At 76.1% G+C, this 11974-nt stretch carries 10 protein-coding genes and 1 rRNA gene; 8 read left to right on the top strand and 3 right to left on the bottom strand.

Features of this window, described 5'->3' with window-relative positions:
* Positions 1 to 94, top strand: a 5S ribosomal RNA gene (gene rrf / locus AB0873_RS26930); the annotation flags it as partial.
* A gap of 89 nt (positions 95 to 183) precedes the next feature.
* Here rrf and AB0873_RS26935 read toward each other — a convergent pair.
* Positions 184 to 1395 (bottom strand): hypothetical protein, encoded by a 1212-nt coding sequence (locus AB0873_RS26935; protein ID WP_366603126.1) that lies wholly within the window; start codon positions 1393 to 1395, stop codon positions 184 to 186.
* On the opposite strand from AB0873_RS26935, the gene AB0873_RS26940 reads away from it, so the two are divergent.
* Together AB0873_RS26940 and AB0873_RS26945 are read left to right on the top strand one after the other, a co-directional pair.
* Positions 1372 to 2379: a Replicase polyprotein 1ab gene (locus AB0873_RS26940; RefSeq protein WP_366603127.1), complete on the top strand. Its 1008-nt coding sequence runs from the start codon at positions 1372 to 1374 to the stop codon at positions 2377 to 2379. The genes AB0873_RS26935 and AB0873_RS26940 overlap by 24 nt on opposite strands.
* On the top strand, positions 2376 to 3389 hold the full coding sequence (locus AB0873_RS26945; protein WP_155332663.1) for an HAD-IIA family hydrolase: 1014 nt from the start codon (positions 2376 to 2378) through the stop codon (positions 3387 to 3389). Before AB0873_RS26940 ends, AB0873_RS26945 begins: the two co-directional genes overlap by 4 nt.
* A 20-nt stretch (positions 3390 to 3409) precedes the next feature.
* On the opposite strand, the gene AB0873_RS26950 is transcribed toward AB0873_RS26945, so the two are convergent.
* Positions 3410 to 3748, bottom strand: a complete 339-nt coding sequence (locus tag AB0873_RS26950) for an SCP2 sterol-binding domain-containing protein (RefSeq protein ID WP_366603128.1) — start codon at positions 3746 to 3748, stop codon at positions 3410 to 3412.
* Positions 3749 to 3862: 114 nt separating this feature from the next.
* Here AB0873_RS26950 and AB0873_RS26955 point away from each other — a divergent pair, with 114 nt between their 5' ends.
* From AB0873_RS26955 to AB0873_RS26975, 5 genes are all read left to right on the top strand, one after another.
* Positions 3863 to 4561: a hypothetical protein gene (locus AB0873_RS26955; RefSeq protein ID WP_366603130.1), complete on the top strand. Its 699-nt coding sequence runs from the start codon at positions 3863 to 3865 to the stop codon at positions 4559 to 4561.
* Positions 4562 to 4655: 94 nt separating this feature from the next.
* Complete coding sequence (locus AB0873_RS26960) at positions 4656 to 4925, top strand: hypothetical protein (RefSeq protein ID WP_366603179.1); 270 nt, start codon at positions 4656 to 4658, stop codon at positions 4923 to 4925.
* An 18-nt stretch (positions 4926 to 4943) separates the two neighbouring features.
* The gene (locus tag AB0873_RS26965) at positions 4944 to 5801 is read left to right on the top strand and encodes a TlyA family RNA methyltransferase (protein WP_366603131.1); all 858 of its coding nucleotides are present in this window, start codon (positions 4944 to 4946) and stop codon (positions 5799 to 5801) included.
* 67 nt (positions 5802 to 5868) lie between these two features.
* Positions 5869 to 6753: an NAD kinase gene (locus AB0873_RS26970; protein ID WP_155332658.1), complete on the top strand. Its 885-nt coding sequence runs from the start codon at positions 5869 to 5871 to the stop codon at positions 6751 to 6753.
* Positions 6754 to 7022: 269 nt separating this feature from the next.
* Entirely contained in the window at positions 7023 to 10760 is a 3738-nt protein-coding gene (locus AB0873_RS26975) for a S8 family serine peptidase (RefSeq protein ID WP_366603133.1), read from the top strand.
* A 174-nt stretch (positions 10761 to 10934) separates the two neighbouring features.
* Here the strand turns inward: AB0873_RS26975 and AB0873_RS26980 are convergent, their stop codons facing one another.
* The gene (locus tag AB0873_RS26980; RefSeq protein WP_366603135.1) at positions 10935 to 11918 is read right to left on the bottom strand and encodes a helix-turn-helix domain-containing protein; all 984 of its coding nucleotides are present in this window, start codon (positions 11916 to 11918) and stop codon (positions 10935 to 10937) included.
* Positions 11919 to 11974: the final 56 nt, after the last annotated feature.

An 11974-nucleotide genomic window follows, 5' to 3' on the forward strand; every position in this document is an offset into this window, starting at 1 on the left:
AACGCCCGGTAACATTCCGAACCCGGAAGCTAAGCCCTCCAGCGCCGATGGTACTGCACTCGGGAGGGTGTGGGAGAGTAGGACACCGCCGGACAATCTTCCAGTCGAGGGCCGCCCCATCCGGGTCGGCCCTCGACTGCGTGGCGCCCCAGTGGCGCAATCAGGAAGGATGAACCTGTGAGCTCAGGACCGCACGGCGGCGATCGCCCGCGTCGATACGAAGACCGTCCGGCCGGCCGCGACGGCACCCCGCGCCGGAGCGACCGCCCGTCGTACCGCGACGACCGCGGCGGCGAGCGCGGCGGCGACCGCCGGGGCGAGTTCCGGTCCCGCGACGACGAGCGGCAGGGCGGCTTCCGGGACCGCGGCGAGGGCTTCCGCGGCGACCGCCGCGAGGGCGGCGCCCGTGGTGGCGACCGCCAGGGATTCCGCGGCCCCGACCAGGGCTTCCGCCGCGAGGAGGGCTACCGGTACGGCTCCCGTGAGGGTGGCTTCCGCAGTGACCGTGAGGGCGCCCGGGGCGGCGAGCGCCGTGAGGGTGGCTTCCGGGGCGGTGACCGCCGCGAGGGTGGCTTCCGCGGTGGTGAGCGCCGTGAAGGTGGCTTCCGCAGTGGTGAGCGCCGTGAGGGTGGCTTCCGGGGCGGTGACCGCCGCGAGGGCGGCTTCCGCGGTGGTGAGCGCCGTGAAGGTGGCTTCCGCAGTGGTGAGCGCCGCGAGGGTGGCTTCCGCAGTGGTGAGCGCCGCGAGGGTGGCTTCCGCAGTGGTGAGCGCCGCGAGGGTGGCTTCCGCGGTGACCGTGAGGGTGGCTTCCGCAGTGACCGTGAGGGCGCTCGGGGCGGTGAGCGCCGTGAGGGTGGCTTCCAGGGCGGTGAGCGCCGTGAGGGTGGCTTCCGTGGTGACCGTGAGGGTGGCTCCCGGGGCGGTGACCGTGAGGGTGGCTTCCGCGGTGGCGAGCGCCGTGAGGGTGGCTTCCGCGGCGGTGACCGGCGTGAAGGTGGCTTCCGGGGCGGCGAGCGCCGTGAGGGTGGCTTCCGCGGTGGCGAGCGCCGTGAGGGTGGCTTCCGGGGCGGCGAGCGCCGTGAGGGTGGCTTCCGGGGCGGCGAGCGCCGTGAGGGTGGCTTCCGGGGCGGCGAGCGCCGTGAGGGTGGTTTCCGGGGCGGTGACCGTGAGGGTGGCTTCCGCGGTGGCGAGCGCCGTGAGGGTGGCTATCGGGGCGGTGACCGTGAGGGTGGCTTCCGGGGTGACCGCCGGGAGCGGCCCGAGGCCGAGACCGGGCCCGAGGCGCCGGCCGCGCCGGTACTGTCCGACGAGATCGTCGCGACCGACCTGGACAAGGACGTCCGGGCGGAACTGCTCTCCCTGGCCAAGGGCGTGGCGGAGAAGGTCGCCCGGCACCTGGTCGCCACCGGTCAGCTGATCGACGAGGACCCGGCCGAGGCGCTGGCGCACGCCCTGGCGGCCCGCCGGATCGCTTCGCGTATCGCCGCTGTCCGGGAGGCGGTCGGGCTGGCCGCGTACCACGCGGGGGAGTGGCAGACGGCGGTGGCCGAGCTGCGGACGTACCACCGGATGACCGGCCTCCAGAGCCACCTCGCCGTCCTCGCGGACTGCGAGCGGGCCCTGGGCCGCCCGGAGCGGGCCGTCGACCTGTTCCGGGGCGCGGACCGGGCCAAGCTGGACCAGGCCGTGGCGATCGAGCTGCTGATCGTGGCCGCCGGAGCCCGCGGTGACCTGGGCCAGAAGGACGCGGCGGTGGCGATGCTCCAGGTTCCGGAGCTGACGAGTGACGCGGCCGAGCCGTGGACGTCCCGGCTGCGGTACGCGTACGCCGACGCGTTGCTCGCGGTGGGCCGCCGCGAGGAGGCCCGCGAGTGGTTCTCCCGCGCGGCGGAGGTCGACACCGACGGCGAGACCGACGCGGCCGAGCGCCTGCTGGAACTCGACGGTGTGGTGATCGAGGGCGACGACGAGGACGAGGCCGACGACTTCGCCGCCGGGCCCGGCGCGCCGGGGGCGGTTCCGGCGGAGCCGGACGCCGACCTCACCGGTGGGGGCGACGTCGAGCCGGCGACCGGCGCCGACGCCGCCGCAGGCGACCGTCGGGCGGCCGACGCCGAGGACCACACCGCCGACGACGCCGGCCGCGACACCGACGCCGGTGACGCCGACGCCGGTGACGCCGAGGCCGGTGACGCCGACGTCGAGGTGCCGGCGGCCGGCGCGGGGACGGCGGTGCCGGACGCCGGTGCGGTCGCCGACGACCTGGCCGAGGACGAGCTCACCGACACCGAGGCGCGCCACCTCGGGGGCGCGTCGGACATCGGCGCGGCCGACGTCGACGAGGCCCGGCGCGACGAGCCGGGCGCCGACCGGCGATGACCGACGGGCGGCTGGTCGACGGGTACAGCCTGGTCGTCTTCGACCTGGACGGCGTGATCTACCTGATCGACCAGCCGATCCCCGGCGCGGTCGAGGCGGTCGGCCGGCTGCACGCCGAGGGGCGGGCGGTCGCGTACGCGACGAACAACGCCTCCCGCCGGTCGAGCGAGGTCGCCGACCTGCTCACCGGCATGGGCGTCGCCGCCCGGGCGGAGGAGGTCCTGACGTCCGCGGCCGCCGCCGCGGAACTGCTCCGCGACCGGTACCCGGCGGCGGCGCCGGTCCTGGTGGTCGGCGCCGAGGCGCTGCGCGCCGAGGTCCGCGCCGCCGGGCTCACCCCGGTCAGCCGGGTCGAGGAGTCGCCGGTCGCGGTCGTCCAGGGGTACGGGCCGCAGGTCGGCTGGAGCGACCTCGCCGAAGCCGCGGTCGCGATCCGGGGCGGCGCGACCTGGATCGCCACCAACACCGACCGGACCCTGCCCAGCGGCCGTGGCCCGCTGCCCGGCAACGGCGCCCTGGTGGCCGCGCTGCGCACGGCGCTCAACCGCGACCCGGACGTGGTCGTGGGCAAGCCGGAGCCGCAACTGTTCGCCACCGCCGCCCGCCGCGCCCGCACCGGCCGGACGCTGGTCGTGGGCGACCGGCTGGACACCGACATCGAGGGCGCCGTCCGGGCCGGCCTGGACAGTCTGCTCGTACTCACCGGTGTCAGCGGCGTGGCCGAGCTGCTGGCCGCCGTTCCCGAGCGGCGGCCGACGTACGTGTCGGAGGACCTGGCCGGGCTCTTCGACCCGGCGGCCGCGGTGCGGGTGCCCGGCCCGGCGGAGGCCGCGGGCTGGTCGGCGACGGTGCGCGACGGGCGGGTGGAGCTCTCCGGTGCGGGACGCCCGCTGGACGCGCTGCCGGCGCTCTGCGCGGCGGCGTGGTCGGCGGCGGAACCGGTGTCGGTGCGGGCCACGTCGCCCGAGGCCGACCTGGCGCTCGCGGCGCTGGGTCTGCTCGCCGATTGACCCGGGGCGACCGCCCGCGGTCAGAGCAGCTTACGCAGCTTCATCAGGTCGAACGGGTTCGCCTTGATCGAGACCCGCCGGGACGCCACCGCGCGGGTCACGTCCAGCTCGCCGCGGACGAGGGCGAGCAGGTCGTCGCTGGTGGCGCTCATCGCGATCTTGGCCTTCGGGTCGTCGCCGTCGGCGAGGTCCACCAGGCGGCCGCCGCTGATCCGGCCGTGGAACGCGGTGTCCAGGTCGGTGATCCGGCAGGCGAGCGTGCGGTCCAGGTCGACCCGTTCCCGCACCGCCTCGGCGTTGCGGTCGAGCCGGGCGGCGAGATCCTGCAACGCCTGCCGGCACTCGTCCACGCTGGCCACCATCGCCCCCTCACGCCTGCGCCACGCACTCCCCGGCACCGTACCGCACGGCGGGTTCGGCCGGGCCCGGTAGCGTGAGGACCGCACACCCCCGCCCCGCGGAAGGACTCAGGCATGCAGGACGCGTGGCGCGCCTACCTCGAGCTGGCCATGGGCCTGACGGAGGCGCCCCGGAAGAAGGCACAGGAGGCGGTCCGCCGGCTCGTCGGCACGGGCGGCGCGACGGCCACCCAGTTGCAGGCGCTCGCCGAGGAGCTGATGTCGACCAGCGCGGCCAACCGGGAGGCGTTGACCAAGCTGGTCCGGTTCGAGGTGGACCGGGCGCTCGGGGCCGTCGGGCTCGCCACCGCCGACGAGGTGGCCGAGCTGACCCGCCGCGTGCACGAGCTGGAACGGCAGCTCCGCGAGGCCCGTACCGGCCCGGTCGCCACGGCCGCCGGCACGGGCGCCGCCGTCGGCGGTCCAGGCCCGGTCGCGCCGGCCGCCGGCGGACCGGCCGAGCGTGCGGCACCCGGTGCCGCCGAGCCCGCCACGCCGCCCTCGGCCGCCGCGCCCACCACGACGCCCGCCACCCCCGGCAGGGACGCGGCGCCCGGGCCGGCCCCGGCGAGGGAGGTCATGGCCAAGAAGGCTGTCGCGAAGAAGGCGGTGGCCAAGAAGGCCGTCGCGAAGAAGGCGGTGGCGAAGAAGGCCGTCGCGAAGAAGGCGGTGGCCACCCGGCCGTCCGCCGACCTGACGCCCACCGGCGAGCCGCCCGCCCCGCAGCCGGCGAAGAAGGCGCCGCGCAGGCAGCAGCCGGGCGGTGCGGCATGAGCGGCGCCCCCGTCACCCGCCGCCCCGGGAGCCGGTCGTGACCGGCCCGGCCCGCCCCGGCCCGCCGCCCGGTGCGTCGGCGTCCGGCGTACCCCTGGGGGGTCGACCGGGCGGCGGCGGACCGCAGCCGGGCCCGCGGCCCGGACCGCCCGCTGGCCACCGGCCCGGGCCGCCCGCCGGCCACCGGCCCGGGCCGCCCGCCGTGCCCGTCGGGGACGACGAGGAGGTACGGCACCCGGCCGTCGACGCCGCCGTGCAGGCGATGGTCAACGCCGCCGGGCTTCCGCCGGCCGACCAGATCGCGCAGTACGAGGCGGCCTACGAGACGCTGCGGGAGACCCTCGCCAGCATCGACCAGTCCTGAGGAGCCGGAGAACCACCCATGGCACGTCGTACACGGCTGGACGCCGAACTCGTCCGCCGCGGTCTGGCCCGCTCGCGCGAGCAGGCCGCCGCGCTGGTGGAGGCCGGCCGGGTCCAGCTGCGCGGGGTGCCGGCCCGCAAGCCCGCCGCGATGGTCGACCCCGCCGACCCGCTGCTGGTCACCGGTGCGGATCCGGGCTCGGAGTACGTCTCCCGCGGCGGGCACAAGCTCGCCGGCGCCCTGGCGGCCTTCGGTACCGGCGGGCTGACCGTGGCCGGCCGGCGCTGCCTCGACGCGGGCGCCTCCACGGGCGGCTTCACCGACGTGCTGCTGCGCGCCGGGGCGGCCGAGGTGGCGGCCGTCGACGTCGGGTACGGGCAGCTCGCCTGGTCGCTCCGTACCGACCAGCGGGTTCACGTGTTCGAGCGCACCAACGTCCGTACGCTCACCCCGGAGGCGATCGGCGGGCCGGTCGACCTGACCGTCGCCGACCTGTCCTTCATCTCCCTTCGGCTGGTGCTGCCGGCGCTCGCCGCCTGCACCCGGCCCGACGGCGACCTCGCGCTCATGGTCAAGCCGCAGTTCGAGGTCGGCAAGGATCGGGTCGGCGCCGGTGGCGTCGTCCGCGAGCCGGAACTGCGGGTCGAGGCGGTGCTGGACGTGGCCGCCGCGGCGGCGGGTCTCGGTCTCGGCCTCGCCGACGTGTGCGCCAGTCCACTGCCGGGGCCGAGCGGCAACGTCGAGTTCTTCGTATGGTTACGCCGGGGCGCGCCCACCGCCGATCCGGAGCGGGTGCGTGCCGTGGTGACGGCCGGGCCGGGGGGCCCGGCGTCCGGCGACCTGCCGGACACGGCGACGGAGGAGGTGGCCGGGTGAGCGAGCAGGCGAGCCCCGTGGCGCGCGGAAACGCCGACCGCGTGGTGCCCACGGGACGGCCGGCGCGGTGAGCCGGACCGCACTGCTGGTGACGCACACCGGGCGCCGGCGCAGCACCGAGCACGCCCGGGCGGTCGCCGCCGACCTCATCGCGGCCGGCTTCGTCGTCCGGGTGGTCGCCGAGGAGGCCGACGACCTGGACCTGCCCGGCGTCGTGCCGGTGACCGGCCCGGAGGCCGCCGAGGGCGCCGAGATCGTCTTCGCGCTCGGCGGGGACGGCACCTTCCTGCGGGCGGCCGAACTGGCCCGGCCGGCGAAGGTTCCGCTGCTCGGCATCAACCTGGGCAAGGTCGGTTTCCTCGCCGAGGCCGAGATCGACGACCTCGACTCCGCGGTCCGCGACGTCGTCGGCCGCAACTACACGGTGGACGAACGGCTGACGCTGGACGTGACCGCCGAGTTCGACGGCGGCCCGACGATCGAGTCCTGGGCGCTCAACGAGATCAGCGTCGAGAAGGGGGAGCGGGCCCAGATGCTCGAACTCCTCGTCGACGTCGACGGGCGGCCGCTGTCCCGGTACGGCTGCGACGGCGTCGTCTGCGCCACGCCCACCGGCTCGACGGCGTACGCGTTCTCCGGCGGCGGCCCGGTGGTCTGGCCGGAGGTCGAGGCTCTGCTGCTGGTGCCGATCAGCGCGCACGCGCTGTTCAGCCGGCCGCTGGTGACCGCGCCCACCTCCACGTTCGTCATCACCGTCGACCCGTTCACCACCCTGGCCGTGCTGTGCTGCGACGGGCGGCGGGTCTACGACCTGCCGCCGGGCGCGCGGGTGACGGTGCGCCGGGGCGGCCTGCCGGTGCGGATCGTGCGGCTGAAGGCCCGGCCGTTCACCGACCGGCTGGTGGCCAAGTTCGACCTGCCGGTGCACGGCTGGCGGGGCAACCGCCGCTGACGCTTCCGGGCGGCGCTCCGGCCCGCCGCTGACGCGTCCTCCCGGGGCTTCGCCCGGCCGCCGTCGGTGTTCGCGCCCGGTAGCGGGCGCGGCGCAACCGGTGGTAACCCGCCGGACACCTGTGGTCCGGTGGGCAGCCGCGGGATGTCCACCTGGCGACATGTCGCCGGTGCGGCGTGCCGCACCTAGTGACCACCCCACGCGCTCCGTCGCAGACTCCGAGCGGTCGATCTCCCGGAGACCGGCCCTGGAGTAGAGGAGCGCATCGCATGCACTGGCCCCCACGCTGGCTCACCGCCGGCGCGGCCGGGGCGCTGGTGGTCGGCCTCGCCGCACCGGCGTCCGCCGACCCGCCCGCCCGGCCCACCGGCCCGAGCCCGGGCACGACCACCCCGGGCACCACTGCCGCCCGGATCACCCTGATCACCGGCGACCAGGTGGACCTCGTCCCGGCCGCACCCGGCCGGGTCGCCGCGACCGTCCGCCCCGGCCCCGGCCGGGAGCGGATCACCTTCCACACGATCGAGGCCGACGGTGGGCTGCGGGTGCTGCCGAGCGACGTCGTGCCGTACGTCGCCTCCGGCACCCTCGATCCCGATCTGTTCGACGTGCAGGAACTGCTCGCCGACGGGTACGGCGACGCGGCGCAGGGCGCCCTGCCGTTGATCGTGCGCTACCAGGAGAACGCCGCCGGCCGGGTTCGGCCGCTCACGGGTGCCACCGACGCCCGGCCGCTGGAGAGCATCAACGGCGCCGCGCTGCGCGTCGGCAAGGGCGACCTCGGCGGCCTGTGGACCACCCTGCGCGGCACGCCGGAGGCTCGGACCGCTGCCGGCACGCCCCGGCTCGGCGGCGGGATCGCCCGCGTCTGGCTGGACGAGCGGGTCCGCCCGGCGCTGGAGCACAGCGTGGCGCAGATCGGCACCCCGGCGGCCTGGGCGGCCGGTCGGGACGGCAGCGGCGTCACGGTGGCGGTGCTCGACACCGGCGTCGACGCTGCCCACCCCGATCTGGCCGGCCGGATCGCCGACGCGCAGGACTTCTCCGGCAGCGGCAGCCCTCGGGACGGGCACGGCCACGGCACCCACGTCGCCGCCACCATCGCCGGCAGCGGCGCCGCCTCGGAGGGACTGCGCAAGGGCGTCGCCCCCGGTGCCCGCCTGCTGGTCGGCAAGGTGCTCGACGACGGGGGCAGCGGCTACGCCTCGGGGATCATCGCGGGCATGGAGTGGGCCGCCCGCTCCGGCGCGAAGGTCGTCAACATGAGCCTCGGTGGCTCCGCGACCGACGGCACCGACCCGATGAGCCAGGCGCTCAACGATCTGACCGCCGAGACCGGCGCGCTGTTCGTGGTGGCCGCCGGCAACGAGGGCGCGCCGCGCAGCGTCGGCGCGCCGGGCGCGGCCGCCGCCGCGCTGACCGTCGGTGCGGTTGACCGCGACGACAACCTGGCGGACTTCTCCAGCCGTGGGCCGCGGCTCGGCGACAACGGCCTGAAGCCGGAGATCACCGCGCCGGGCGTCGGCATCGTTGCCGCCCGGGCCACTGGTACCGCCATGGGGACGCCGGTGGACGACGCCTACACCCGGGCGTCCGGTACCTCGATGGCGACCCCGCACATCGCCGGCGCGGCCGCGATCCTCGCCCAGGAGCACCCCGACTGGACCGCCGGCAAGCTCAAGGACGCGCTGGTCAGCACGACGAAGGCGAACCCGGAGCTGACCGTCTTCGAGCAGGGCGGCGGCCGGGTCGACGTGGCCCGGGCGCTCGGCCAGCGGGTGTACGGCTCGGCCACCGCCGACTTCGCCCGGGTGGTCTCCGGAGGCGCGGCGGTGGAGCGGACGGTGACCTACACCAACGGCACCACGGCACCGCAGACCCTTCGGCTGGCCCTCGACCTGCGCAACCTGGACAGCGGCGCGGCCGAGCCGGACGGGGTCACCGTCGGTTCGGCCGAGGTGACCGTGCCGGCCGGCGGCAGCGTGGCCGTGCCGCTACGCGCCGACCCGGCGAAGCTGGACCGCGGCCCGCACGGCGGCTGGCTGGCGGCCACCGGCGCGGACGGCGTCACGGTGCGTACCGCCGTCGGGCTCACCCTCAGCGGCCCGCAGCACGTCGTCACCGTGAAGGCGCTGGACATGCAGGGGCAGCCCGGCGCGGCACCCGTGGTGACCCTGTTCGGCGAGCACCCCGAGTCCGACCGGCTCTTCTTCCTCTTCCCCGGGATGGAGTGGCAGGTGCAGATCGAGGAGGGCCCGTACCTGCTCGAGGGGCTGATCGAGCACGGCGCTCCACTGGACGAGCAGGTCACGTTGGTCACCGACCCGGAGCTGATGGTCGACCGGGACATGACCGTGGTGCTCGACCCGCGCAAGGGCACCCCGGTGCGGATCGAGACGCCGAAGCCGACCGAGCAGCGGGCGGTGATCAGCTTCTACGAGCACCGGGTCTTCGGCAACGGCCGGCAGGTCGACCACGGCGTGATGACGTTCAGCACGGTGCAGCAGGTGAACGTCACGCCGACCCGGGCGGTGCGGCAGGGCCAGTTCGAGTTCTCCTCGCGGTGGCAGTTGGTCGCCCCCCTGGTGGACGCCGAGGTCAGCAACGTCTCCGGTCCGCTGGACATCAACCTGCTGCACCAGTCGCCGGCTCCGGACGGCCGGCGGAAGCTGCCGCTGGTGTGGGCGGGCGACGGCAGCGCCGCCGAGCTGTCCCGAGCCGGGGTCCGAGGTGCGGCCGCGCTGGTCGCCGGTGACCCCGCACACGTTGCGGAGGATCAGCTGGTCGCCGATGCCGCCGCGGCGGGCGCCGCGATGGTGCTCATCGTCCGCCCGGCGGATTGGAGCGCGTGGACGGTCTGGGCTCCCGACGGGGACCGCCTTCCGATTCCGTCGATGGTGGTCGCCTACGACGACGGGCAGCGGATGATCGCGGCGGCGAAGGCCGGACGCGTGACGCTGGAACTGACGCTGACCCCGAACAGCCCCTACCTGTACGACGTGTGGCAGGTGTCGAAGGGGCGGGTCCCGGATCGCGTCGTGCACCGGGTGACCGCGGACAACACCGCCGAGGTGATTGCCCGTTACGCCGACACCGGCGGGTTCGACTGGGCCGGCGAGCAGCGGTTCGGCTGGCGGCCCTGGCAGCAGTACTCCTGGATGGACGAAAAGCGGCTGGTGCGTACCGGCACCACGCGGCAGGAGTTCGTCAGCGCCGGGGACAACTGGTGGCAGCAGCGGGTGCTGCACCGGCTCCCCTGGTCCTGGGGCCGGCTGACCGGGGGCGCCAGCCAGCAGCCCCGGCGGTACGCCGCCGATGACCGGATCACCGAGACCTGGCACGCTCCGGTGGTGCGCCCGGCGGTGCCGGCCGGCGGCGGGTTGCCGGTGCCGGCGCGTACCGGAGACACGCTGGACCTGCGGGTGGCCGAGTTCGTCGACGCCGACGGCCACTACAGCCCGGCCGGGTTCGGCGAGGAGCAGGACACCGTCGAGCGCCGGCTCAGCCGGGACGGGCGGCCGATCGCCGACCTCTCCGGCGGCTGGACGCCGGTGGCGACCACCGCGGGACCGGCTCGCTACCGGCTCGACCTGACCACGCGGCGCTCCTCGGAGGAGTGGCGCTGGGCCACCCGGACCGAGACGGCCTGGGAGTTCACCTCGGCCCGCCCTACCGGTGACGCCGCGCGGCCGCTGCCGCTGCTCCAGGTCGACTACCAGGTCCCGGCCGATCTGCGTGGCGAGGTGTCCGGCCGGCACGGGCACAAGCTCGGCCTGACGCTGCGCCAGCCGGCCGGCGTACCCGCCCCGAAGGGCACCAGCCTGCGGGTGGAGGTGTCGTTCGACTCCGGCGCGACGTGGCGGTCGGTGCCGGTGCGCGGCTCCGGCACCCGGTACACCGCGCAGCTGCCCGCCGGCAAGGGAGCGGTGTCGCTGCGGGTGCACGCCGCCGACCGCGCCGGCAACGTCGTCGACCAGACCGTGATCGACGCGTACGGGCTGCGCTGAGCCGGCGTCCGCGCGGGTCGATCCCCCCTGACCGCGCGGACGTCCCCGGCGGCCCGCCCGGCTGCCCGCCAGCAGTGGTGGGCGACCGGGCCGGGCCGCGGCCGGGGCCGCCGTCGGCACGCCTTCGGGTGGCGGGCCGGCGGCGGCGCGGCCGGTGACGGGATGCCGGAAGGATCAGATCCAGCCCAGCCGGGCGGCCTGGAAGGCCAGTCCGGGACGGGTGTCCACCCCGGCGACCGCCATCAGGTCGGCGAGCCGCCGCTGCACGGTACGGCGGCTCACGCCGAGCTGGGACGCGATGGACTTGTCGGGCACGCCGGCCACGAAGAGCGACAGCAGCCGTGCCTCGTCGGCCCCCGGCCGGTAGCCGTCCACTCCGGACGGCGGCGCCGGGGTGGACGAGTTGAGTGGCGTCGCCATGAGCCAGTGGCTCTCGAAGAGGGCGAGCAGGGCGTCGAGGAGTTGACTGCGGCCGATGACCGCGGCGGTCGGCTCGCCGTCGCCGCGCTCCGGCACCAGGGGACAGATCGCCGTCCGGCCGTCCACGATGGCCAGCCGGACCGGGAGCCGGTCGAGGACGCGGGCGTGCTCGCCGGCGCGTACGCCCCGCTCGATGTCCTCCAGCCCGCCCGGTTCGAGAAGCATCGCCCGTTCGTAGATGGCCCGGTAGCGGACGCCGCGGGCCAGGGCGTCGAACTCCTCGGCGTTCTCCTGGCCCGGCATCGCGATGGGGTTCGCCCGGCAGAACCAGAGCACCTCGACCCGGGCATTGTTCTGCAGGTCGCGCAGCCGCTCGCGAAGCACCCGCGCGCCGGTGACCACCTCCACCAGGTGGTCGGCGTCGTGCCGCCGCATCCCGGCCCGGTACTCCTCGGTCAGTTGGGTGACCGCGGCGCGGGCCGACTCCAGGGCCTCCTGCCGGCGCAGCAGCGCCTCGCCGAGCGGTACGTCCGGCGCCAGCGGCCGCAGCGGCGCGTCCGGCTGCGGCCCGGTCGGCAGCACCAGGCCCTTGTCGCGCAGCGCGTCGAGCTGCGCGAGGACCTCGGCGCGTGGCCGGCGCAGCCGTTCGACCAGCTCGCCCACCCGGGCGGTGGTGAGCTGGACGAGACAGCGGTAGAGCTGCTCCTCGTCCGGGGTCAGACCGATCACGTCCAGCACGGGGCAGAACTGTACGACCCCGCCCGCCGGGCTCTCACCCGGTGTCGCCGGCTGGT

The sequence above is a fragment of the Micromonospora sp. NPDC047707 genome (assembly GCF_040704235.1).
Taxonomy (GTDB): domain Bacteria; phylum Actinomycetota; class Actinomycetes; order Mycobacteriales; family Micromonosporaceae; genus Micromonospora.